Below are 635 nucleotides of genomic sequence, written 5' to 3'. Positions count from 1 at the left end.
GCCCGGCGGCTGCCGGTGCCGTCCACCAGCCACCACACGACCTGCCCGTCCGAGAGCGGGCCGGGATGCGCCTCGAAGAACCGGTCGCCGATCTCTCCGGCGGCCGGCGGGGCCGGTGTGACGTCCGCCTCGTCGGCGAGGCGGCGGTGTGCCTCCGCCAGCCAGGCCGGCACCGCGCCCCGTGGAGCGGCTCCGTCGTGGTGGTCCGCCAGCATCATCCGGGCGGGCGGGTTGAGGTCCACGACCGTGCCCTTCGCGTCGAGGACCACGACCGGGTAGGGAGCGTCCTTCCACGTCGGAGCGGTACGGACCTCCGGGTCACGCGGGCGGGCGGGGGAACCGGGGGAAGGAATCACAAGCGCAGGCACGCGTCGTGCGCACCCCACCACCTCTCTGCCGGGAAAACCGGATTCGGTTGCCACGGTCTCCCATCCGTATCCACGAAAGCAACCCGACCGGGCGATGACGTGCCGGCCGGGCGGCTGCGTACCCCGAGGCGGGACCTTCACTCCTCTGCTCCTCGCCCGTCCCGTTCCCCGCGCGCCCCCGCGGCCGCGCTGCCGTCCGCCGGACGGGGACAGCGCTCAGGGGGCCGTCACGGCCTCGCGCACGGCGCGGTGGACGGCGCGCGCCAG

General features: G+C 75.3%; 1 pseudogene. It reads right to left on the bottom strand.

The features are described 5' to 3' along the window. Positions 1-368 (bottom strand): annotated as a pseudogene (locus B7767_RS36480) (serine/threonine protein phosphatase); the annotation flags it as partial. Positions 369-635 lie beyond the last annotated feature (267 nt).

Origin of the sequence: Streptomyces sp. 13-12-16 (assembly GCF_002114215.1) — a bacterium.
Classification (GTDB): Bacteria; Actinomycetota; Actinomycetes; order Streptomycetales; family Streptomycetaceae; genus Streptomyces.
Note: the sequence above shows the minus strand (reverse complement) of the source record. Positions and strands in the feature narration are given on the sequence as shown.